Source organism: Magnetospirillum sp. 15-1 (genome assembly GCF_900184795.1).
In the GTDB taxonomy this organism is placed as follows: domain Bacteria; phylum Pseudomonadota; class Alphaproteobacteria; order Rhodospirillales; family Magnetospirillaceae; genus Phaeospirillum.
In genome coordinates, this window is sequence record NZ_FXXN01000021.1 from 163,927 (window position 1) to 185,219 (window position 21,293).

Consider the following 21,293-nt stretch of genomic DNA (forward strand, 5'->3'; position numbering starts at 1 on the left):
TGACCATAACGTTTCATTATATGTCCATGGATATCCGCCAGCTTCGCTACTTCCTGGGCATCGTCGAACACGGCTCGCTGAGCAAGGCGGCCGAGGCGTTGCGCGTGGCCCAGCCGGCACTCAGCCTGCACCTCAAGCGGCTGGAGGAAGAGTTCGGCTGCCCGCTGGTGCACCGGACGGCGCGCGGCGTGGTCCCCACCGAAAGCGGCATGCGTCTGGCCGTGCGGGCCGGCGTCCTGGTCGAGCGCATGGGGAGTCTCAAGGACGAAATCCGGGGACTGGAAGCCGCCCCCGCCGGGCCGGCGGTGATCGGCATTCCCACCTCGCTGGGGCCGCTGCTGACCGTGCCTCTGGCCCTGGCGGTGCGCCGCCGCCATCCCTCCATCCATCTCAGGGTGGTGGAGGGTCTGTCCGGCCACATGCTGGAATGGGTGCTGTCGGGCTCGGTGGACATGGCGCTGGTCTTCGGCTCGGAACACCCCCCCGGCCTCGCCACCCGCTTCATCGCCCGCGAGCGTTTGGCCCTGGTCTCCACCAAGGGCGATCCGCTGCTGGACAGCCGCCACGACATCGATCTGGCCCGTGTGCTGACCCTGCCGCTGATCCTGCCCGGCCGCCCCCACGGGGTGCGGGCCGAGGTGGAGCGCGCCGCCCGCACCTTGGGCACCGAGCCCCAGGTGGTGATCGAAATCGATGCCCTGGACCAGATCAAGTCGCTGGTCGCCGCCGGGGCCGGCTACACCGTACTGTCGGAGCGCTACGCCCGTTTCGGTCCCGAGGCCGCCAACCTGGACGCGGTGCCCATCGTATCGCCGGAAATCGAGCGGACCATCTCGCTGGCCCACGCCTCGGACCGGCCGCTGTCCATCGCCGCCAAGGCGGTGCACGCCATCGCCGTCGAGCACCTGGACCTGCTGACCACCGACGGCCGCTGGAAGTGATACGCACAATCTGTTTATAAGTATCGCATCGTAACGCAATCACGTAAGCTGAATGTGCATTCTGCTTCCGGTGAAGCCCCCGACGGTGTTAGGCTCCGCCCCGTTCCGCGGCAAAGAGAGGGGAAGCCCCCGCGCCGGCGGATGATACCGGAGAGCGTGAGGAGCTTGTTCATGTCCGCAGCCGTTCAGGCCAAGCCGCAATCGCGGCTTTTGTTGTCGGGTAACGATGCCATCGCCCGGGGCGTATGGGAGGCCGGCGCCAAGGTGGCCGCCGCCTATCCCGGCACCCCGTCGACCGAGATTCTGGAGAGCCTGTCGCTCTATCCCGATCTCTACGCCGAATGGTCGGTGAACGAGAAGGTCGCCATGGAGGTGGCCATCGGCGGCTCCATGTCGGGTGCCCGTGCGTTCTGCGCCATGAAGCATGTGGGCCTCAACGTCGCCTCGGACGCTTTCATGACGGTGACTGTGGCCGGCGTGATCGGCGGCCTGGTGATCGCCGTGGCCGACGACGTGGGCATGTCGTCCTCCCAGAACGAGCAGGACTCGCGCTTCTGGGGTCGCTTCGCCCATGTCCCGGTGCTCGAGCCCGCCGATTCCCAGGAAGCCTACGAGATGGCGAAGTACGCCTTCGAGCTTTCCGAGGCCTACAACACCCCCGTCATCCTGCGCCTGACCACCCGCGTCTGCCACGTCAAGGCGGTGGTGCAGGTGGGCGAGAAGGTCAAGCACGACATCGGCGGCTTCAAGTCCGACGCCAGACGCTGGGTGATGACGCCGGCCAACGCCAAGGGCCTGCTGCCGGCCCAGATCGCCCGCGAAGGCAAGCTGCAGACCCTGGCCGAAGCCTCGCCCATGAACTTCCTGGACGACGGCTCGGACAAGCGGATCGGCTTCGTTACCTCTGGCCCCGCCTACATGCATGTGCGCGAGAGCTTCCCCGACGCGCCCGTCCTCAAGCTGGGCTTCACCTATCCGGTGCCGGTGGCGCTGGTGGAGAAGCTGGCAGCAGGGGTCGAGCATCTGGTGGTGGTCGAGGAGACCGAGCCGCTGATGGAGCGCGAACTGAAGGCCGCCGGCCTGCAGGCCATCCACGGCAAGGACCTGCTGCCCCGCCTGGGCGAGCTGACCCCCAACGTGCTGATCCCGGCCATCAAGACCTTCCTGGGCGAGCCGCTGCCGCCGACCACGACCTATCCGAAGTTCGATCCCTTCCCCCGCCCGCCGACCATGTGCGCCGCCTGCCCCCATATGGGCGTCTACTATTCGCTGGCCCGCATGCGCAAGAACGTCCAGATCTCGGGCGATATCGGCTGCTACACCCTGGGTGCCGGCCATCCGTGGAACGCGCTGGACAGCACCATCTCCATGGGTGCCTCCATGGGCATCGCGCTCGGCATGGACAAGGCCCGCTCGGAAGAGACCAAGGACAAGGCCGTGGTCGCCGTCATCGGCGATTCCACCTTCCTGCACATGGGCATGCAGGGTCTGCTGGACATCGTCTACAACCGGGGCAACGTCACCGTCCTGATCCTCGACAACCGCACCACCGGCATGACCGGCGGCCAGAACCATGCCGGTACCGGCAAGGGCCTGAACGGCGACGACACGCCGCGCGTCGATTTCGTGCGTCTGGTGGAAGCGCTCGGCGTCAAGCCCGAGCGCATCTCGAAGATCGATCCCTACGTGCTGCCGGTGGTGTTCAAGACCATCAAGCGGGAAACCGCCATCCCCGAGGTCTCGGTGATCATCACCGACCGTCCTTGCGTGCTGTCCGAGTTCTACACCAAGATCGAACCCTACAAGGTGGTGGACGACGACTGCACCGGCTGCGGCAACTGTATCAACGTGGGCTGTCCGGCCATCACGGTGAAGCGCTCGGAATCCAAGGTCCGCCCCGACGGCAAGGTCAACGAGCTGAAGTTCACCACCATCGATACCGCCATGTGCACCGGCTGCCATATGTGCGTGGAATCGTGCGGCCCCAACGCCATCGTGCTGGCCAAGCCCGCCGCGGCGGCTGAGTGAGGGACACCATCATGAACGATGTGATCACCAATATCCTCGTATGCGGCACCGGCGGCCAGGGCGTCATGACCGCCGCCGAGATCCTGTCCCAGGCGGCCATCGCGCGCGGCCTGGACTGCAAGAAGTCGGAAGTGGCCGGCATGGCCCAGCGCGGCGGCGTGGTCACCAGCCACGTCCGCTTCGGAAAAAGGGTCTGGTCGCCGGTCATCACGCCGGGTACCGCCGACATCCTGGTGGCCTTCGAGGTGGCCGAGGGCTCCCGCTGGGCCGACATGCTGCGCCCCGGCGGCGTGGCCATGGTCAACACCATCCGTCTGGTGCCGCCGGTGGTCTCGGCCGGGCTGTTCAAGTATCCCGACGATCCGGTGGCCCAGATGCGGGCGGCGGGCGTCACCGTCTATGACTTCGACGCCGGCGCCATCGCCCGCGAGCTGGGCGACCTGCGTCTGGTCAACACCATCATGCTGGGCGCCATCGCCGATTACCTGCCCTTCCCGGCCAGCGAGCTGGAGGAGCAGATCGTCGGACGCTTCCGCGAAAGGAAGCCCGCAATGGTCGAAGTCAACCAGCGGGCCTTCGCCGCCGGCCGCGACGCCGCCGGCAGCGCCAAGACCAAGACCTCAGCCGCCTGATATAGGCAGCTTCCACCTTTGGCATTCTCACCGGGTTCTGTTAGCCTCAACGAACCGGTGAGAATGTTATTTCCAGGGGAAGACTCGGATGGCGGCGGCAGTGGATCTCGGCACGCTGAAGGTGCTGATCATCGACGATCAGGAATTCGTCCGGACCATCGTCAAGAAGATGCTGCAACAGGTCGGCGTCGGCTCGGTGGTCGAGGCCCATGACGGCAATTCCGGCCTGGAAACGGTGGAGATGGAACGCCCCGACGTGGTGATCTGCGACGTGCAGATGCGCCCCATGGATGGCTTCGGTTTCGTCAAGATGCTCCGCGCCCTGCCCTTCGGCAAGGATTTGCCGGTAGTGATGCTGACCGCCCACACCGACGCCGCCACGGTGGGCCGCGCCAAGGAACTGAACGTCAACGCCTTCCTGGCCAAGCCGGTCCTGCCCCCGGCGCTCAAGGAAAAGATCATCAAGGTGATGAGCGACGCGCGGGGCTGAACGGGCTTCGGGCCGCCCCTGGGTCACCCCTAGAGTTTGTCAGGTTCAGGTCGAAACGCCGTCACCCCCGGACTTGATCCGGGGGTCCATGGATGGCCGGGTCAAGCCCGGCCATGACGAGGCGATAGAATCCCTTCGGTTAAACTCTAATACAGCCCACCCGCCGAGGGGGCCGGGCCGCTGGCCGGTGCCTGGACCGGCGGGACGGTGGGAATAGTGCCGTCGGGGCCGGGAACCGCGCCGGGCGGCGGGGTAAGCTGCACGTTGGTCGACGCGCCTTCTTCCGCTCCCAGGAAGGGAGCGAAACTGAAGCCGGCATCGATGCCGCCCGAGCCTTCCAGCACGTCTTCCTCGTCGCCGGGCATACGGTCGCTGCCCTTGAACGCCTCGTAGATGGCCTTGGTGTCGCCGGGCATGGCCGGCTTGCCGGTATGGGCGTTGACGCGCACCAGCCGGACGCCGGGCGGGACGCGGAACGGGGTCGGCGGCTTGTCCTTCAGCGCTTCGATCATGAAGTCGCGGAAGATGGGCGCAGCGATGGAGCCGCCGGTTTCCTTGGCGCCCAGGGTCGAGGGCTCGTCGAAGCCGACGAACACGCCCACCGCCAGATCGGGCGAGAAGCCGACGAACCACACGTCGTTGGAATCGTTGGAGGTGCCGGTCTTGCCGGCCAGCGGCTTGCCCACCGCGCGGACCGAGGTGCCGGTGCCGCGCTGCACCACGCCTTCCAGGATGCTGACCATCTGATAGGCCGAGACGGGGTCGACCATCTGCTCGCGGATATCGGGCAGCACCGGCATGTCCTGGCCGGTGAAGCGACCGGCCGAGCAGCCGTCGCAGAAGCGCAGGTCGTGGCTGAAGATGGTCTTGCCGTTGCGGTCCTGGATACGGTCGATCAGGGTGGGCCGCACCCTCTTCCCGCCGTTGACCAGCATGGCGTAGGCGGCGGTGAGGCGCAGCGGCGTGGTTTCGCCGGCGCCCAGCGCCATGGACAGCTGACGCGGCAGGTTGTCGTAGATGCCAAAGCGGCCGGCGTAATCGGCCACCTTGTCCATGCCCAGCGCCTGGGCGAGACGCACGGTCATCAGGTTGCGCGACTTCTCGATGCCGACGCGCAGCGTGGTCGGGCCGAGATAGTCGTCGTGGTAGTTCTTGGGCCGCCACAGGGGCAGACCCGGTCCCTGCGGCAAGGCGATGGGAGCGTCCAGCACCAGGGACGAGGGCGTGTAGCCGTTTTCCAGCGCCGTCAGATAGATGAACGGCTTGAACGACGAGCCGGTCTGGCGCATGGCCTGGGAGGCGCGGTTGAACTGGCTCTTGCCATAGGACCAGCCGCCCACCATGGCCAGGACGCGGCCGGTATGGGGATCGATGGCCACCAGGGCACCCTCGACCTTGGGAATTTGGCGCAGGCTGAAGGCATTGGCGGGCAACGGCTTGCCGTCGTCGCCCTTGGCCGCCGGTTCAACCAGGATGACGTCGCCCAGCGCCACAACGTCGGCGGGACGGCGGGGGAAGGGGCCGGTGGCCGAACGCTCCAGGGTGGGGCGCGCCCACTTCATCTCGGAGAAGGGCAGGTGGCCGACCTTGCCGCCCACCAGGCCCAGGGTGGCCTCGTGATCGTTCAGCGCCAGCACCACGGCGGTCTGCCAGGCCTCGTCGGCGCCGCCGGGGCGCGGCACGGCGGCCAGCAGCGGCCCCCAGCCGGCGGCGGCGGGAATACGGGTGACGGGACCGCGCCAGCCGTGGCGGCGGTCATAATTGGCCAATCCCTGGCGCAGCACCCTGGACCCCATGGCCTGCAGCTTGGCGTCCATGGAGGCGCGCACCACCAGTCCGCCCTTCCACAGGGCGGATTCGCCGTACTTGGCCTGCAATTCGCGGCGGATGTCCTCGGCGAAGTAATCGCCGCCCTGGGTGGCCTGCATCTCCTTGCGGGTGCGGACCTCCAGCGGCATGGCGACCATGGTCTGGTATTCGGTCTGGGTGATCTTGCCGTCCTCGAACAGCCGTCCGATCACCCAGTCCCGACGCTCCTTGGCGGCCTGGGGATGGCGATGGGGGTTGTAGTTGTTGGGCGCCTTGGGCAGGGCGGCGAGATAGGCGGCCTCGGCCACGTTCAGCTCGTCCAGGCCCTTGTCGAAATAGTTGAGCGCCGCCGCCGCCACGCCGTAGGCGCCGCTGCCCAGATAAATCTCGTTGAGATACAGCTCGAGGATATGGTCCTTGGAGAAGGTGCGCTCGATGCGCAGCGCCAGGATGGCCTCCTTCACCTTGCGCTCGATGGACACCTCGTTGGTCAGCAGGAAGTTCTTGGCCACCTGCTGGGTGATGGTCGAGGCGCCCACCGGCCGCCGGTCGGCACCCTTGCCCCGGTTCTTCAGGTTGACGGCGATGGCGCGCGCGATGCCCACCGGGTCGATGCCTGCGTGGCTGTAGAAATTCTTGTCCTCGGCCGACAGGAAGGCGTCCTTGACCAGTTGGGGGATGACCGGCAGCGGCACGAACACCCGCTTTTCCACCGCATACTCGGCCACCAGACGGCCGTCGCCACCATAGACGCGGGTGGTGATCGGCGGCTCGTAATGGGCCAGTTGGTGATAGTCGGGCAGCCCCCGGCCGTAATGCCAGAAAACGAACAGCGTCCCGGCCGCGCCAACGATGGCCAGCAGGATCAACAGGCTGAACAGTCCAAGCAGGAAGCGGAACATGGGGTGCGGTGCCTCGCGAACAGGCCCGGTGGTACCGCCTCGCGGCGTCCGGCGTCAAGTGTCGGGAAGATGCAGGCGATAAAAGCGGCTGTCCACCATCATCTGGGCAAGGGAGGCATCCGCCGATGCCTAAGGCTGGCGCGCCGCCGCCTTGATGGGTTCGGGGCAGTCGATGCGGCTGGTCCCCACCAGGGCGGCCTTCATGCCCTTGGGCATACCGCGCATGATGTCCTCGGCCGCCTGGGCCATCTCCGGCCGGCTGGGCGGCGGCCCATTGGTGATCACCATGTGGTTGCCCGGCCCCGAGCGCAGATTGTAGTCGGTCCAGCGATAGACCACCATCCAGCAGGCGGGCACCGTGCGCGGGCAGGTCAGGCACGGCACGGACGGACGGGTCTCGGCCCGGGCGGGAAGCGCCAGTATCGCCGAGAGCAGCAGGAGGCCGAGGCGACTGACCACCGGTTACGGCCGCTTGGCCTTGAGGTTGGGGGGAAAGAAGCGCTCCACCGCCTTGGCGATGGACTTGGCCAGACGGGCGCGGTACTGCGGCTGGCGCAGCATCTTCTCCTCGGACTCGTTGGAGAGGTAGCCCATCTCCACCAGCACCGCCGGCACATCGGGAGCCTTCAGCACGGCGAAGCCGGCGAAGCGGTGGGTATTGCCCAGCAGGTCCATCTCCTGGCCCACCTCATCCACCAGTTCGGTGGCGAAGCCGGCCGAGCGGTTCATGGTCTCGCGCTGGGCCAGATCGATCAGGATGCCGGCCACGTCGGCGGATTCGTGGGTCAGGTCGATGCCGGCGATGAGGTCGGCCTTATTTTCCTTTTCCGCCAGGGCCTGCGCCTCGGCGTCCGAGGCGTTGCGCGACAGGGTATAGACCGACAGGCCGCGGATCTGCGGATTTTGCACCGCGTCGGCGTGAAGCGAGACGAACAGGTCGGCGCCTTGGGCGCGGGCGATGGCGATGCGCTCGCGCAGACGGATGAACACGTCGCGGTCGCGGGTCAGATGCACGCGGTAGCGCCCGTTGCGCTCCAGCATGGCCTTCAGCTCGCGCGCCATGGCCAGGGTGATGTGCTTCTCATAGGTGCCGGACACGCCGGTGGCACCGGGGTCGACGCCGCCATGGCCGGGGTCGATGACGATCACCGGCACGCCGTCCTTGGCCTTGGCGAAGCTCTCCATGGAGGGAGACGGCGGCTGTACCGCCTGCTGGGGGGCCGGCTGGGGAGCGGGCGGAGCCACCTGAGGCGCCGCGACGGACTGGACCGGAGCGGGCGGAGGCGGCGCGGGCCGTTCGGGCGGCGGCGGCATGGGAGCCGACAGCATGGGCGCCCCGGGGGCGCCCCGCGCCGGCTTGTCGGCGGTCTGCGGACGCTCCACCGGCATGGGCGGCGGCACCAGAACGACCGGGGCGGCCGGAACGGGCGCGGCCACCACCACCGGCGCCGAGGTCACCGGTTCCGGCGGCAGGGCGTCGGCGGGAGCATTGGGGCTGGTCACCACGATGCGGCCGGCGGCCGGGGGAGTGACGGCGGGCGGAGTAACGACCGCCTCCGGCAGATGGAACTCCTCCACCGGCTTGGGAGCCGCCTTGGCGGCGGCGGGCGGCGGCGGCGGGGCCAGCTTGGCGGATACCGGCGGCTTCAGGACCGGCGCCTTGGCGCTGGCGGCACCGGCGGCAGGACCGGCGACGGCCAGGAAGGCTTCCCGCGTGGTCTCCGCCAGATCCACCACCAGGCGATAGCTCATGCCGTCGCGCGGCGGAATGATGAAGGCGCTCTTGACCAGGGCGGGCTTGCGCAGGTCCAGCATGATGCGGCCGCCGTCCAGATGCATGGAATTGACCATGCCCCACGGCTTGGGAATGCTGGGCGACCCGGTGAAATCGGCTCCCGACAGATCGATGGCGATGCGGTAGGGATCGGCGACGGGGGTGACCTTGAACGCCACCTGATCGGACAGGTCGAGGACGAAGCGGGTGATGCCGTCGCCGTGAATGCCCAGCCGCGCACCCGACGCCGTCGCCGCCAGGGATTGGGACACGCCGCCCACTCCCCACAGCAACGCCAGGGCCATCAATGCCGAAAGGAAACGCGGTCTGGTCCTCATCTGCCTCATGGCCACGGGCCGATTGGTAAATCCCGTTCACAGCTATAGCGCAGACGCGAACTCAAGCTCAACCCAAAACGCATTGATTCACCAGACTCTTCCCCCGAATTGACCCGGTGTGTGGGCCGGTTGCAACAAGATCGTTGTCGAATGGACTCAGCAAGGCTATTTTGACTGCCCATGAGCTCGCAATATCCGACAGTCCTTTATGGGACGATGGCGTCACGATGGTTCGCAATGACTGCGAACCCGGGGATGCGCCATGGCTCGGACCGCGACGCCAGACTAGAATTCGAAGCCGGGCGGATCCGCCCGCGATCAGGTTCCCGCCGAATGAGGCCAGTGTCCGGTGCCGGACGCGCGGTCGTTTTCCGAGGCGCCGCTGGTTCCAGCGGCAAACTGATTGGTCGCGCGTGCCTACGCGCCGGCTTCGCTGGATCAGACAGCCGCTCGCATGCGCTTAGCGCGTCGCGGGCGGCGCCACGGAGAGATCGCCTTAATGGTCAAGCGTATGTTGATCGATGCCACCCACCCGGAGGAGACCCGGGTCGTGGTGGTCAATGGAACCCGCCTGGAAGAACTGGATGTTGAGACATCCACCAAGCGGCAGCTGAAGGGTAACATTTATCTGGCCAAGGTGGTGAGGGTCGAACCCTCGCTTCAGGCTGCCTTCGTCGAGTACGGGGGCAACCGCCACGGCTTCCTCGCCTTCAGCGAAATCCACCCCGACTACTTCCAGATTCCGGTGGCCGACCGTCAGGCGCTGCTGGCCGCCCAGCGCGCCGAGGTGATGCGCGAGGCCACCAACGACCGCGACGACGCCGAGCCTATCGGCGAGGGCCATCTGGCCGCCGAGGCCGTCGCCGAGCAGACCGACGGCACCACCGTCGAGGACGCTCCCGCCTCCGACAACGGTGAAAACGGCGAGGGCGGCGAACCGGCGCCGCGCAAGCGCCATGTGGAAACCGTGGGCGGCGACGACGACGCCGAGAACGAGCGCCGCCGCGCCCGTTTGCTGCGCAACTACAAGATTCAGGAAGTGATCAAGCGCCGGCAGATCATGCTGGTGCAGGTGGTCAAGGAGGAGCGCGGCAACAAGGGCGCGGCTCTCACCACCTATCTGTCCCTGGCCGGCCGCTATTGCGTGCTGATGCCCAACACCGCCCGTGGCGGCGGGGTGTCGCGCAAGATCGTCAGCGCCACCGATCGCCGCCGCCTCAAGTCCATCGCCAACGAGATGGACATTCCCGACGGCATGGCGGTGATCATCCGCACCGCCGGCTCCGAGCGCTCCAAGACCGAGATCAAGCGCGACTACGAATACCTGCTGCGCATGTGGGACAGCGTGCGCGAGCTGACTCTCAAGTCCAGCGCGCCCTCCCTGGTCTATGAAGAGGCCAGCCTGATCAAGCGCTCGATCCGCGACCTTTATTCCCGCGACATCGACGAAGTGCTGGTGGACGGCGACGAGGGCTATCGCCTGGCCAAGGACTACATGCGCATGCTGACGCCGTCGCATGCCAAGAAGGTCCAGCCCTACAAGGACCCGGTGATGCCCATGTTCCACCGCTATCAGGTGGAAGCCCAGCTCGACGCCATGCATTCGCCGGTGGTCCAGCTGAAGTCGGGCGGCTACATCGTCATCAGCCAGACCGAGGCGCTGGTCGCCATCGACGTCAACTCGGGCCGCGCCACCAAGGAGCGCCACATCGAGGAGACGGCGCTCAAGACCAATATGGAGGCCTCCGACGAGGTGGCCCGCCAGTTGCGCCTGCGCGATCTGGCCGGCCTGATCGTCATCGACTTCATCGACATGGAGGAGAACCGCAACAACCATGCGGTTGAGCGCCGCCTGAAGGAAGCGCTGAAGAACGACCGCGCCCGCATCCAGGTGGGCAAGATCAGCGCCTTCGGCCTGCTGGAACTGTCGCGCCAGCGCCTGCGCCCCAGCTTGCAGGAAACCACCTTCAGCCCCTGCCCCCATTGCGGCGGCACCGGTCTGGTGCGTTCGGTGGAATCGGCCGCCGTGCACATCCTGCGCGCCATCGAGGAAGAGGGCATCCGCCGCCGTTCTTCCGAGATCACCGTCTATGTGCCCACCGCCATCGCGCTGTACATCCTGAACCAGAAGCGCTCGGCGCTCGCCGCCATCGAGGAACGCTACGAGTTCGACGTGCTGCTTTCCGGCGATGACACCCTGATCCCGCCGGCTTTCCGCATGGACAAGGTCAAGGCCGAGTTCCGCCCCGACGAGCCGCCGCGCGCCGCCATCTCCATGGATGACGCCGCCCATCGGCCGCCGGTCGAGGCCGAGCCGGAAGAGGCCGAGGAAGAAGAGGACGAGGAGGAGGAAGCTCAGCCCGAGCGCTCGGCCCGGGCCAGGGACGAGCGGGTCAGGGAGGAGCGGCCCAAGGAAGACCGGGGCGAGGAAGACCGGGGCGAGGACAGCGAGGGTCGCAAGCGCCGCCGCCGCCGCCGTCGCCGCCGGAAGCCCGGCGATGACCGTCCCGAGCAGGAGGGTGAGGCCGCTGTCGCCGGCGAGGACCACCCCCACGCCGAGGGCGAGGGTGAATCCGAGGCCGGTGACGATGAAGCCGAGACCGAGGCCGAGGGCGAGGGTGAAGGCACCCGGACCGAGGGAGGCGACGACGATCAGCCGCGCAAGCGCCGCCGTGGCCGCCGGGGTGGCCGCCGCCGGCGTCGCCGTGACGGCGAAGGTGAGGGCGAGGGGGAAGGCGGCGAGGCCGGCGAAGGCTCCGAAGCCGCCGAGACCGCTGACTCCGTAGCCGAGGAAACGGCCGCCCAGGCCGAAGCCTCTCCGGAAACGGAAGCCGCCGCGCCCGCCGACGAGACCGCTCCCCAAGCCGTCTCCGAGGAAAAGCCCAAGCGCAAGCGTGCCCCGGCCAAGAAGAAGGTCGAAGCCGAAGCCGAGACCGAGGCCAAGGCCGAACCCAAGGCCAAGCCCAGGTCCAGGTCCAAGGCCGCCGCCGCCGCCGCGGAACCGGCCGCTGCCGAGGAAAAGCCCAAGCGCAAGCGCGCCCCGGCCAAGAAGAAGGCCGAAGCCCAGGTGGAAGCCCAGCCCGAAGCCGTGGTCACCGAGGAACCGGCGGAGACCGCCGCTCCCGAACCGGTGGCCGTGGTCGCGGAACCCGCCCCGGCGCCCCAGCCGGAGCCCGAGCCGGTCGCGGCGCCCACCGCCGAGCCGGTGGCCGAGGCCGAGCCTCCGGCCCCGGCCAAGCCGCCGCGCAAGGGCTGGTGGAACCGCCTGATGTCCTGATTCGACGTGTGCGGCCCCCGGTTTTTCCGGGGGCCGCCTGTCGCAGCAGAGGTGCCGGCCCTGCATGAGGACCCTCCGTCCGCTCATCGCCGCCCTGGTCCTGTTTGTTTCCGCCACGGCGGCGGCGGCCACTCCCGCCTTCCTGGCCTCCCAGACCGAGCAGACCCTGTCCTTCGCCGTCACCCGCAACGGCGGCCCCATCGGCTACCACACCTATGCCTTCCGGCCGCGCAAGGGCGGCTTCGAGGTGCATGTGGAGGCCGACATAAGGGTCAGCGTCCTGCTCATCCCCTTCTTCGTCTACGAACAGCAAGGCGTCGAAATCTGGGAGAACGGCCGGCTCAAATCGCTGGATTACGTCACCAACGACGACGGCGAGCGTCACGCGGTCAAGGCCGAGGTGACCGGGGGCAAGATGCGGGTATCGGTGGACGGCAAGCCGCCCACCAGCCACCCCGAGATGCTGCCCGGCTCCCTGTGGCATCCCCCCTCGCCCCACCTCACCATGATGCTCGATCCCGGCGACGGCAATCCGACGCCGCTGAAGGTCCAGGTGCTGGGCGAGGACACCATCATGGTACGGGGTAAGCCAACCCGCGCCACGCGCTGGCTGTGGGACGACGGATTGCGCCGGGAATTGTGGTACGATGCCGACCAAACCCTGGTCCAGGTCTGGATCAGGGGTGATGACGGCTCGGACATCTATTACGTCCTGAAATAGGCGGGGCTCATGCGTATCTTGTTGGTGGAAGACAATGACCGTCTGGCCGAGTTCATCTCCACCGGGTTGAAGAATGCCGGTTTCGTGCCCGACGTGTTCGGCACCGTGGCCGACGCGGTGGCCGCCTTCGATTCCGCCGCGTATCAGGCGGCGATCCTCGATCTCGGCCTGCCCGACGGCGATGGTCTCGATATCATCCGCAGCCAGCGGGCCAAGGCCGCCCCCTGCCCCATGATGGTGCTGACCGCCCGCGACGGCGTCAGCGACCGGGTATCGGGGCTGAACGCCGGAGCCGACGACTATCTGCTGAAGCCCTTCGCCATGGAGGAACTGATCGCCCGCCTGCGCGCCATCCTGCGCCGCCCCGGCGCGGCGCTTTCGGTGGAGCTGAGCCTGGGCAACCTGACCTTCGACACCGCCGGGCGCGAGGTGCGGGTGGACGGCAGGCTGGTGCCCATGCCCCGGCGCGAGATGGAGATGCTGGAGCATCTGCTGCGCCGCTCGGGCAAGGTGGTGTCCAAGCGCTCGCTGGAAGAGGGGCTGTACGGCTTCGACGACGACGTCACCCCCAATTCGGTGGAGGTGCTGGTATCGCGCCTGCGCAAGCGCCTGCAGCAGACGGGGGCGCGGATCACCGTCCACACCCTGCGCGGCATCGGCTACATGTTGGCGGACGGGACTTCTTGATCCGCCAGCCGCCGGCCATCCTGTGGCGCATCGTCGTCCGGCTGTCGCTGACGACCCTGGTCGCCATCGTTCTGGCCTATTCCTGGCTGTGGTGGAAGTACCACTCGGTCACCGAGATCATGCGCGACACCTATCTGATCGAGCAGGCGGTCTCCATCCGCAATCAGGTGGCCGTGCTGCCCGGCGGCAAGATCGCCGTCGACCTGCCACCGGTGCAATTGGCCTCCTATGCCGAGTCCGAGGGAGGCCTGCGCTTCGCGGTGCGTGACCGGGCGAGCGGCGCCGTCCTGGTCAAGGGCGGCGAAGCGGTGGGACCGGTGCCCGAGATGGGCGACGGCCCCCGCCTTTACCGCCACAACCCCGACGGCCCCGGCCCGGTCCTGATGTTCGGCGCCGCCGTCCTGCTGGGCACCCAAATAGGGGAACTGGTGATCCAGGTGGAGGAAACCGGCAGCGATTTCGACGCCATGACCCGCTCGCTGGTGGAGCGCTTCGCCCGCGAGGGCGGGTGGCTGGGGGCGCCGTTCCTGTTCGCCATGCTGCTGGTCAGCCTGGTGACCATCCGCAACTCGCTGCTGCCGCTGCGGCGCCTGTCGGAACAGGCCGCCGCCATCGGCCCGTCCAGCACCGATATCCGCCTGCCGGAAGCAGAGGTCCCGCGCGAGATCTTGCCGCTGGTCCACGCCGTCAACAGCGCTCTCGACCGGATCGAGGCGGGGTTCCGCATCCAGCGCGACTTCACCGCCGACGCCGCTCACGAATTGCGCACGCCGCTGGCGGTGCTACGCGCCCATATCGAGACCCTGCCCGACCCCGCCACCCGCGAGGCCCTGGTGCGCGACGTGGATTCCATGACCCAGCTGGTCGGCCAGTTGCTGGCCGTGGCCCGCGCCGAGGCGCTGACCGTCGCCATGGACGAGGAGGCCGATCTCAACACCGTCGCCGTGGACGTGTGCAGCTTCCTGGCCCCCATGGCCTTGAAGCAGCGCCGCATGATCGAGGTCATCGCGGCCCCGGGCGACTGCCCGGTCACCGCCAATGCCGAGGCGGTGTTCAACGCCCTGCGCAATCTGGTGGAAAACGCCCTGACCCATACGCCGCCCGACACCACCGTCACCGTCCGGGTGGAGGCCCCCGCCATCCTGCGGGTCGAAGATCGCGGCCCAGGCGTTCCCGCCGAACTGCGCGAGCGCATCTTCCAGCGCTTTTGGCGGGCAGAGCGGCGCAAGAGCGGCTCGGGCCTGGGACTGGCCATCGTCCGCGAAATCATGCAGGCCCATGGCGGGCGGGTTGAGGTGGACGACCGCCCCGGCGGCGGCGCGGTGTTCTCTCTGATCTTCGCCGATCAGGGCGCCCAGCGGCGATAGGCCAGGGCGCCGAGAATACAGGTCATGCCGCCCAGCACCATGGTGGGCTGGGGACCGATACGCTCGGACGCCAGTCCCGCCAGCAGCGAGCCCAGGGGCATGGCCACCATGAAGGTCATGCTGTAAAGCGCCATGGTCCGTGCCCGGAAGGCATCGGGCACCAGGGTCTGGACCAAGGTCTGGGACGCGGTGTTGTGGGCCACCAGCCCCATGCCGGCCAGGGCAAGCAGCCCCACCGACAGGAGCGGCACCGAGGACAGGGAAAAGGCCACCAGGGCGGCGCCGAACCAGCACAGCCCCCAGACCACCCTGGCGCGCGAGGCTCCGCCCGCCGGCCCGGCCACCGCCAGCGAGGCCAGCAGGGCACCCGCCCCCGACCCGCTCATCAGCAGCCCCAGCATCCCCGGTCCGCCCGCCAGGACCCGGTCGGCGAACACCGGCATCAGCACGCTGAACGACATGCCCATCATGCCGGCCAGGCCCAGCATGCCCATCAGCGCCAGGATGGGCCGGTGCCCGGCCACGAAGGCAAGGCCGTCCTTCACCCGCGACAGCATGCTTTCGCCGGTCGGCGCGGGCGGACCGCCCTCGGGTTCGGACATCAGGGCCAGGGCAGCCAGCACCGCCAGGAAGCTGGCGGCATTGATGGCGAAGCACCAGCCCTCTCCCACCGCCGCCACCAGGGCTCCGGCCGCCGCCGGCGCCACCAGCCGCGCCGCGTTGAAGATGGAGGCATCCAGCGCCACGGCGTTGCCCAGGTCCTCCTTGCCCACCAGATCGACGGTGAAGGCCTGGCGGGCGGGAATATCGGCCGCGTTGATGATGCCGAACAGCACCGCCAGGACCAGGACGTGCCAGACCTCGACCCATCCGGCCAGGGTCAGCGCCGCCAGCATCGCCGCCTGCAACAGGAAGGCTCCCTGGGTGACCAGGATCAGCCGCCGCCGCGACAGGCTCTCGGCCGCGGCGCCCCCCAGCAATCCGAAGACGAAGACCGGAATCTGGCTGGCGAAGCCCACCAGTCCCAGCATCTCGGCCGAGCCGGTCAGGCGGTAGACCAGCCAGCTTTGCCCCACCATCTGCATCCACGATCCCATCAGCGACACCGCCTGGCCGCAGAAGAACAGGCGGTATCCGGGGTGGCGCAGGGCCTGGCCCCACGAACGGGGGACACGGCTGGAATGGGATGCGGTCATGACGGTGATCATGGCATCGTCCCGCCTTTGGGGCTATCCTGTGAGCAGAGATAGGGAGGCCGCGATGGCACGAATCGTGGTCCTGGGCAGCGTTGCCCGCGACGAAGTCATCCACCTGGATCACCGCCTGCGGGAGGGAGCCCACCTGCAGGGCACGCCTCCCGTCGCCCGATTGGGCGGCGGCGGTGCCAATACGGCCATCGCCCTGTCCCACGCCGGCCACGAGGTTTCCCTGGTGGCGGCGGTGGGAACCGATCCCCTGGCCGATGAAATGCTGGCCGAGTTGTCCCGCCACGGCGTCGATATCGGCCCGGTCACCCGTATCTCCGGCCCCAGCACCCATTCGCTGGTCCTGCTGGACCCCGAGGGCGAGCGCACCATCATCAACCTGACCCGGGCACGGGAAAGCCGCCCGCCCCGTCGCCTGCTCGATCTGGACGCCGATTGCGTCTATGTGCGCTCCAGCGGACCGAATCTGGCGGAACTGCTGCGGTCCAAGGCGGCGCTGTGCCCCATCGTCGCCCAGTTTCACCCGCTGGCGGAGGGCCACCTTCCCGCCCAGGTGCTGGTCGGCTCGCACGGGGACCTGGATGCCCGGATTCTGGCAGACCCCCTGGGCGAAGGCCGCCGGTTGGCCGGCGACGTCCTGCGCTGGGTGGTGATCACCCATGGGGCGGAAGGGGCCGAAGCGTTCGGCGTCGAGGGACAGCGGCTGCGGGCCACCGCCCCCGATGTCAAGGTGGTGGACACCACCGGAGCCGGCGACGCCTTCGCCGCCGGCTTGGCCCATGCCCTGGCCCTGAGGCTGGACATGGCCCAGGCGCTGCCGCTGGCGGTGCGCTGGGGCGCGGCCAAGGTGACCCGGATGGGGTCTTTCCTCGACCGCGAATCCGTCAGGGAAATCCTCAGAGAATCGACTGGCCGGTCTTCGCCCAGTCGGCCATGAAGGCGGCCAGCCCCTTGTCGGTCAGCGGATGCTGAACCATCTGACGCAGCACCGACGGCGGCATGGTGACCACATGGGCGCCCAGCCGCGCCGCATCGGTCACATGCATGGGATGGCGGATGGAGGCGGCCAGCACCTCGGTGCGGAAGGCCGGATACTCGCGGTAGATTCCGACGATGTCGGCGATCAGCTCCATGCCGTCCTGGCCGATATCGTCCAGACGCCCGACGAAGGGCGAGATGAAGGTGGCGCCGGCCTTGGCGGCCAGGATGGCCTGATTGGCCGAGAAGCACAGGGTGACATTGACCTTGACGCCGTCATCGGACAGCACCTTGCAGGTCTTGAGACCGGCCGGGGTCAGCGGCACCTTGACCGCCACGTTGGGGCGCAGACCCGCCAGCTTGCGGCCCTCGGCCAGCATGGTCTCGAAATCGGTGGCGGCCACCTCGGCCGAGACGGGGCCGGGCACGATGTCGCAAATCTCGGCGATCACGTCGAGAATCTTGCGCCCCGACTTGGCGATCAGCGACGGATTGGTGGTGACGCCGTCCACCAGACCGGTGGCGGCAAGCTCGCTGATTTCGGCGACTTCGGCGGTATCGATGAAGAACTTCATGAAAAGGCCCCTGCTCTTGGCGTTTGCGGGGCCCAGACTACCAGGGAGGGGCGTGCCGTCAATCGGCGGCGCGCTTCAGCACCTCGGTGATGGTCACCGCCAGATGGTCCTCGACCACCACCACTTCGGCGCGGCAGACCTTCTTGCGGTTGACGTAAAGATCGACGGGGTCGTTGACCTTGCGGTCCAGTTCCACCACGGCGCCGCGGCCCAGCTTCAGCAATTGGGCGATGGGCAGGTTGGCGGTCCCCAGCACCGCCGACAGTTCCACCGAGACGTCGTAGACCGCCTCGCGGTTCTCTCCCAGACCCAGGGCTGCGTTGATCGCGTCGTCGCTGTCGGCCATGTTGTTTCATCCTTTTGGCCCAGAACACGCGGGCCTTCACAATATATAGCATACCCGGCATTTCCGAACATCCGGTTAACCGGATTTTGCAGGGCGCTTGCATATTGGAGACGGTTGCGATTTTGCCCTCCACCTCGCTATGATCCGGCCGGGCAGAGGAAGGGCGCATGAGCACGGAAATCTATTCCTGCCGCGAAGGCCAGGAGCTCAAGCAGGGCAAGCTGGATTATTCCGACATCGACGATCGCGAGACTGCCGAGATCGACGCCAAACGACGCTGCAAGCTCGACCCCACCATCAAGAAGGTGGCTTATTACAAGGTGGCCGCCGATGGCGAGTTCCGCCTGTTCTTTTCCTACACCAATCCCCATTGCCGGCCCGCCCCCAAGGCCAAGCCGGCCGGCGGCGCCCTTGTCGCCCGCAAGCCGACCCCGAAAAAGACGCCTACCCCCAAGCCGGGCCTCCTCGCCCGGCTGAAAAAGTCGATCGGCCTCAAGTGAAACTGGAACTGCTGCACTGCCATCCGCCCGAAGGTCCCGCGACCGGGCGGCCGTCGCTATTGTTCGTCCACGGCTCCTATTGCGGCGCCTGGGTGTGGGCCGAACGCTTCATGCCGTTCTTCGCCCGCCGGGGCTGGTCGTCCCACGCCGTATCGCTGCGCGGCCACGGCGAGAGCGAGGGCGGCTTCAACTATGCGTCCCTGGCCGATTACATCACCGATATCCATTCGGCCATGGAGCATGTGGGCGGCGAGGTGATCCTGGTCGGCCATTCCATGGGCGGTCTGCTGGTCCAGCACTGCCTGGCCGGGGACGAGCGCGTCCGCGCCGCCGTGCTGATGGCCAGCGTGCCGCCATCGGGCCTGATGTCGTCGGCGCTGCATCTGTCGCTGTTCTCGCCCGACGTCTGCCTGCAGTTCGGGTTGCTGCAGGCCCTGGGGCCGTCGGTGGTGAAGGGCGAGGTCATCCGTCGCGCCTTCTTCTCGGATGCCACGCCGGCCGACACCCTGGCCCATCTGCTGCCCCGGCTGCAGAAGGAATCCCACCGCATCTGCGTCGAGCTGCTCAACCCCGAGCGGCCCCGCCTGCCCTTGGGCCGGCGGCGCCCCGATATCCTGGTGATGGGCGGCGACCGCGACGTGCTGGTCCCCACCGCCGCCCTGATGGAGACCGCCACCTATTTCGACGCCGACCTGTCCATGCTGGCCGGCGCGCCCCATGGGCTGATGCTCGATGATTGCTGGTGGCAGCCGACGGCGGAGCGGACGTTGTCCTGGCTGGATACCAAAGGCTTCTGAAATACAATCAAGGTATTCGCCGATTATTCATCCGAACCTGTCCTTTGGGAATAATCCAGGTTGCCGCGTCCCTATCTCCTTCTTCCATGGGCGATTCACCCGAGGACCGGCGGCGACTCATTGCCGAGTTATGTTAGCGCTTCCCTTCGGACCCCCAGGGGGGTATGCTTAACGTTGGATTAATCTAGGTTTTGTGTATCTAGGCTCCCCAATCATGGCATTGAGCACCAAACAGGTCGGATCGGCGGCGGCGGCGTCCAGTGTGGCGGCGGCGACGGCCCGTGTCGGCACTGGCGGGCGCAATGTCGCCTCCTCGACCCGGCCCGATGTGGAGCGCCTCGACTACGCCCAGCACATGGGCCTCAACGAGGAATCCCTCCTCCGGTTCCAGCAGGAAAATGGAATCAATCCCGACGGCAGCCGCCGTCAGCGCGACGGGCGGGGCGGCTTCGCGCCGCAGACCTCGTTGCGCATATTCGAATATGGCACCGACACCTCCGAGGACGGCAGCGACCCGACCTCGTCCCGGATTTTCCTCAACGACGTCCTGCGCGGCGTCGGCACCTACGAGCAGAATATCCGCATCACCTCGCCCGGCTCGGTCAAGCCCGGCAGCGTGATGAACTATCTGTACTGAGCCATTCCCCCATCGCCGGAACCACGGTCGCGCTATCGCCCCTCGCGGGTCGCCGTCTTGTAGAGTTCGTCCTGATTGGCCGCGACGATGCGGAAGATGGTGGGATCGATTTCCCCGGCCTCGACCATTTTCCGCATGATCGCCACCACCTCGTCGGCGCGGAGCCGCCCGCGATAGGGACGTTTCTGGCATAAAGCCTGGAAGATGTCGCAGATGGTGAGGACGCGGGTTTCCTCATCGATCTGATCGCCGCTCCAGCCGAACGGATAGCCGGTGCCGTTGAGCTTTTCGTGGTGGTTGGAGGCCCAGCGGCCGATGGGCGTTCCGGGAAACAGCGCCGCCAGGACCATCTTGCTGTCCATGGGATGGCGCAACATGATGTCCCGCTCGGTCTCGGTCAGGGCCCCCGGCTTTTCCAGGATTTCATCCGGCGTGCGAAGCTTGCCGATGTCGTGCAGCAGGGCGGCCAGACGCAGCATCTGCCGGCGACGCGGCGAGAAGCCCAGCATGTTGGTCACGGCATAGGTCAGATCGGCGACCCGCAGGCTGTGGTCATGGGTGAACGGACTCTTGGCGTCGACGATCTGGGAAATCATCTCGCCCAGGGCCAAGAGGTCGTCGAATCCGAGGATCATGGAGTGATCCCAGAAGGACAGGGTCTCGAAGATGGCAGAATCGAGGAATTCGTCCTCGGTCTCGAGCCAGAAACTGTCCCTGAGGATCGCCTGATTCAGGGCGTCGAACAGGTCGGGAGCGAACAGGCTTCCCGACAGCGGGGCCAGCTTGGCGACGATCTGGTCGCGGTGGCGCAGCACCTCGTAGGCATGGTGGGTGGAGAGATAGGCGGAGCGCACCACGTCCAGGCGGTCGGTCAGGAAAATCAGGTTAGCGACACGCCCGGTGCTCTCGTCCAGCCAGTCCGGCAGTTCATTCCATCTGGTATGATGGAAACGGACCGCCCCAGCATATTGGGCAAAGGGCGGGAAGCCGTCGAGGAAGTCGCCGCCGCGCAGGCAGTGCTCCCCCGCCCCCTTCCACTCGATCTCGTCGACCAGCTTCTGGTGGGCCGCCGTCGAGGATACCCCGCAATCATGGATCATGCCGGCGATCAGGGCGAAATGCCGCATCTCGCGATCCCATCCCAACTCATGGGCGACACGGTGGGTCATCAGGCCGACACGGCGGCCATGGCTCTGGTCGTCGATGCCCACGTAGTCGAGCGCCTTGGTGACCGTATGGGCGACGCGGCCGAGATCGATGTGCATTCCATCGGAAATGGAGTCCTGACG

At 67.4% G+C, this 21,293-nt stretch carries 19 protein-coding genes; 12 read left to right on the forward strand and 7 right to left on the reverse strand.

Annotation, left to right across the window (positions count from 1 at the left end; translation table 11 throughout):
- Positions 1-20 precede the first annotated feature (20 nt).
- The 4 genes from CP958_RS07775 (at position 21) to CP958_RS07790 (ending at position 4,091) form a co-directional block, all read left to right on the forward strand.
- Entirely contained in the window at positions 21-941 is a 921-nt protein-coding gene (locus tag CP958_RS07775) for a LysR substrate-binding domain-containing protein (protein WP_242442796.1), read from the forward strand.
- A 171-nt stretch (positions 942-1,112) separates the two neighbouring features.
- Positions 1,113-2,969: a thiamine pyrophosphate-dependent enzyme gene (locus CP958_RS07780; RefSeq protein WP_096701461.1), complete on the forward strand. Its 1,857-nt coding sequence runs from the start codon at positions 1,113-1,115 to the stop codon at positions 2,967-2,969.
- Positions 2,970-2,980: 11 nt separating this feature from the next.
- On the forward strand, positions 2,981-3,601 hold the full coding sequence (locus CP958_RS07785; RefSeq protein WP_096701462.1) for an indolepyruvate oxidoreductase subunit beta: 621 nt from the start codon (positions 2,981-2,983) through the stop codon (positions 3,599-3,601).
- Between the two features lie 88 nt (positions 3,602-3,689).
- Complete coding sequence (locus tag CP958_RS07790; protein ID WP_096701404.1) at positions 3,690-4,091, forward strand: response regulator; 402 nt, start codon at positions 3,690-3,692, stop codon at positions 4,089-4,091.
- 146 nt (positions 4,092-4,237) lie between these two features.
- On the opposite strand, the gene CP958_RS07795 is transcribed toward CP958_RS07790, so the two are convergent.
- The 3 genes from CP958_RS07795 to CP958_RS07805 form a co-directional block, all read right to left on the reverse strand.
- Positions 4,238-6,802 (reverse strand): penicillin-binding protein 1A, encoded by a 2,565-nt coding sequence (locus CP958_RS07795; protein WP_096701405.1) that lies wholly within the window; start codon positions 6,800-6,802, stop codon positions 4,238-4,240.
- Between the two features lie 129 nt (positions 6,803-6,931).
- The gene (locus CP958_RS07800) at positions 6,932-7,261 is read right to left on the reverse strand and encodes a hypothetical protein (RefSeq protein WP_096701406.1); all 330 of its coding nucleotides are present in this window, start codon (positions 7,259-7,261) and stop codon (positions 6,932-6,934) included.
- 3 nt (positions 7,262-7,264) lie between these two features.
- Positions 7,265-8,914, reverse strand: a complete 1,650-nt coding sequence (locus CP958_RS07805) for an N-acetylmuramoyl-L-alanine amidase (RefSeq protein ID WP_242442797.1) — start codon at positions 8,912-8,914, stop codon at positions 7,265-7,267.
- Positions 8,915-9,413: 499 nt separating this feature from the next.
- On the opposite strand from CP958_RS07805, the gene CP958_RS07810 reads away from it, so the two are divergent.
- The 4 genes from CP958_RS07810 to CP958_RS07825 all read left to right on the forward strand — a co-directional run bounded on the left by CP958_RS07810 (position 9,414) and on the right by CP958_RS07825 (position 14,966).
- Positions 9,414-12,191, forward strand: a complete 2,778-nt coding sequence (locus tag CP958_RS07810; protein WP_096701408.1) for a ribonuclease E/G — start codon at positions 9,414-9,416, stop codon at positions 12,189-12,191.
- A gap of 64 nt (positions 12,192-12,255) precedes the next feature.
- Positions 12,256-12,912 carry a DUF6134 family protein gene (locus CP958_RS07815; protein ID WP_096701409.1) on the forward strand — a complete coding sequence of 219 codons (657 nt, stop codon included), beginning with the start codon at positions 12,256-12,258 and terminating at the stop codon, positions 12,910-12,912.
- Between the two features lie 9 nt (positions 12,913-12,921).
- Positions 12,922-13,599 (forward strand): response regulator transcription factor, encoded by a 678-nt coding sequence (locus CP958_RS07820; protein ID WP_096701410.1) that lies wholly within the window; start codon positions 12,922-12,924, stop codon positions 13,597-13,599.
- Entirely contained in the window at positions 13,596-14,966 is a 1,371-nt protein-coding gene (locus CP958_RS07825) for an ATP-binding protein (protein WP_096701411.1), read from the forward strand. The genes CP958_RS07820 and CP958_RS07825 overlap by 4 nt, the downstream gene beginning before the upstream one ends.
- Here the strand turns inward: CP958_RS07825 and CP958_RS07830 are convergent.
- Positions 14,945-16,174, reverse strand: coding sequence for an MFS transporter (locus CP958_RS07830; protein WP_096701412.1), 1,230 nt, complete (start codon positions 16,172-16,174; stop codon positions 14,945-14,947). The two genes, CP958_RS07825 and CP958_RS07830, sit on opposite strands and share 22 nt — an antisense overlap.
- A 52-nt stretch (positions 16,175-16,226) precedes the next feature.
- On the opposite strand from CP958_RS07830, the gene CP958_RS07835 reads away from it, so the two are divergent.
- Positions 16,227-17,108: a carbohydrate kinase family protein gene (locus CP958_RS07835; RefSeq protein ID WP_170958887.1), complete on the forward strand. Its 882-nt coding sequence runs from the start codon at positions 16,227-16,229 to the stop codon at positions 17,106-17,108.
- On the opposite strand, the gene fsa is transcribed toward CP958_RS07835, so the two are convergent.
- Positions 17,068-17,724, reverse strand: coding sequence for a fructose-6-phosphate aldolase (gene fsa, locus CP958_RS07840; RefSeq protein WP_096701413.1), 657 nt, complete (start codon positions 17,722-17,724; stop codon positions 17,068-17,070). The two genes, CP958_RS07835 and fsa, sit on opposite strands and share 41 nt — an antisense overlap.
- A gap of 58 nt (positions 17,725-17,782) precedes the next feature.
- Positions 17,783-18,070: a flagellar motor switch protein FliN gene (gene fliN / locus CP958_RS07845; RefSeq protein WP_008620404.1), complete on the reverse strand. Its 288-nt coding sequence runs from the start codon at positions 18,068-18,070 to the stop codon at positions 17,783-17,785.
- Between the two features lie 167 nt (positions 18,071-18,237).
- Here fliN and CP958_RS07850 point away from each other — a divergent pair, with 167 nt between their 5' ends.
- The 3 genes from CP958_RS07850 (at position 18,238) to CP958_RS07860 (ending at position 20,004) form a co-directional block, all read left to right on the forward strand.
- On the forward strand, positions 18,238-18,570 hold the full coding sequence (locus CP958_RS07850; protein WP_096701414.1) for a hypothetical protein: 333 nt from the start codon (positions 18,238-18,240) through the stop codon (positions 18,568-18,570).
- Positions 18,567-19,367 carry an alpha/beta hydrolase gene (locus tag CP958_RS07855; protein WP_096701415.1) on the forward strand — a complete coding sequence of 267 codons (801 nt, stop codon included), beginning with the start codon at positions 18,567-18,569 and terminating at the stop codon, positions 19,365-19,367. Before CP958_RS07850 ends, CP958_RS07855 begins: the two co-directional genes overlap by 4 nt.
- 214 nt (positions 19,368-19,581) lie before the next feature.
- The gene (locus CP958_RS07860; protein WP_170958888.1) at positions 19,582-20,004 is read left to right on the forward strand and encodes a hypothetical protein; all 423 of its coding nucleotides are present in this window, start codon (positions 19,582-19,584) and stop codon (positions 20,002-20,004) included.
- Positions 20,005-20,036: 32 nt separating this feature from the next.
- Here the strand turns inward: CP958_RS07860 and CP958_RS07865 are convergent, their stop codons facing one another.
- Positions 20,037-21,269, reverse strand: coding sequence for an HD domain-containing phosphohydrolase (locus CP958_RS07865; RefSeq protein ID WP_170958889.1), 1,233 nt, complete (start codon positions 21,267-21,269; stop codon positions 20,037-20,039).
- Positions 21,270-21,293: the final 24 nt, after the last annotated feature.

Coding starts and splice junctions, on each gene's coding strand:
- CP958_RS07810 (WP_096701408.1), top strand. CDS start 9,414: ATGGTCAAGCGTATGTTGATCGATGCCACCCACCCGGAGGAGACCCGG.
- CP958_RS07815 (WP_096701409.1), top strand. CDS start 12,256: ATGAGGACCCTCCGTCCGCTCATCGCCGCCCTGGTCCTGTTTGTTTCC.
- CP958_RS07805 (WP_242442797.1), bottom strand. CDS start 8,914: ATGAGGACCAGACCGCGTTTCCTTTCGGCATTGATGGCCCTGGCGTTG.
- CP958_RS07775 (WP_242442796.1), top strand. CDS start 21: ATGTCCATGGATATCCGCCAGCTTCGCTACTTCCTGGGCATCGTCGAA.
- CP958_RS07790 (WP_096701404.1), top strand. CDS start 3,690: ATGGCGGCGGCAGTGGATCTCGGCACGCTGAAGGTGCTGATCATCGAC.
- fsa (WP_096701413.1), bottom strand. CDS start 17,724: ATGAAGTTCTTCATCGATACCGCCGAAGTCGCCGAAATCAGCGAGCTT.
- CP958_RS07835 (WP_170958887.1), top strand. CDS start 16,227: ATGGCACGAATCGTGGTCCTGGGCAGCGTTGCCCGCGACGAAGTCATC.
- CP958_RS07865 (WP_170958889.1), bottom strand. CDS start 21,269: ATGCACATCGATCTCGGCCGCGTCGCCCATACGGTCACCAAGGCGCTC.
- fliN (WP_008620404.1), bottom strand. CDS start 18,070: ATGGCCGACAGCGACGACGCGATCAACGCAGCCCTGGGTCTGGGAGAG.
- CP958_RS07820 (WP_096701410.1), top strand. CDS start 12,922: ATGCGTATCTTGTTGGTGGAAGACAATGACCGTCTGGCCGAGTTCATC.
- CP958_RS07830 (WP_096701412.1), bottom strand. CDS start 16,174: ATGATCACCGTCATGACCGCATCCCATTCCAGCCGTGTCCCCCGTTCG.
- CP958_RS07860 (WP_170958888.1), top strand. CDS start 19,582: ATGGCATTGAGCACCAAACAGGTCGGATCGGCGGCGGCGGCGTCCAGT.
- CP958_RS07850 (WP_096701414.1), top strand. CDS start 18,238: ATGAGCACGGAAATCTATTCCTGCCGCGAAGGCCAGGAGCTCAAGCAG.
- CP958_RS07785 (WP_096701462.1), top strand. CDS start 2,981: ATGAACGATGTGATCACCAATATCCTCGTATGCGGCACCGGCGGCCAG.
- CP958_RS07795 (WP_096701405.1), bottom strand. CDS start 6,802: ATGTTCCGCTTCCTGCTTGGACTGTTCAGCCTGTTGATCCTGCTGGCC.
- CP958_RS07780 (WP_096701461.1), top strand. CDS start 1,113: ATGTCCGCAGCCGTTCAGGCCAAGCCGCAATCGCGGCTTTTGTTGTCG.